This window comes from Pantoea sp. SIMBA_079 (assembly GCF_046940275.1).
Lineage (GTDB): Bacteria > Pseudomonadota > Gammaproteobacteria > Enterobacterales > Enterobacteriaceae > Pantoea > Pantoea borealis.
In genome coordinates, this window is sequence record NZ_JAWRYR010000337.1 from 1 (window position 1) to 270 (window position 270).

Consider the following 270-nt stretch of genomic DNA (forward strand, 5'->3'; position numbering starts at 1 on the left):
GGTCGAGCATGCGCTTGCCGCCGGCACTGTTGAGCGTGATGCCCACGGCCGGGGTGCCGGTCTGGGAATCGGTCTGCGGCGTCGCGTTGATCAGCTGGTCGCCGGACACTAGCACGCGTCGCGACAGCAGCAGCGGCTGGTCGAGATCGTTGTAGTAGACGCGCGAATCGGCCGGGATGTTGCCCGATGCCACGGCCGCGGCCGCCTGGTTCTCGTCGCCGGTGACGGCGCGGAACTCCAGGGTCGCGGTCGCGCCGATCAGGCGCTTGG

1 protein-coding gene is annotated in these 270 nt (G+C 70.0%); it reads right to left on the minus strand.

Annotation, left to right across the window (positions count from 1 at the left end):
• Positions 1-270: SecDF P1 head subdomain-containing protein (locus SB719_RS20265; RefSeq protein ID WP_412159758.1), on the minus strand; the 270-nt coding region annotated here is incomplete at both ends.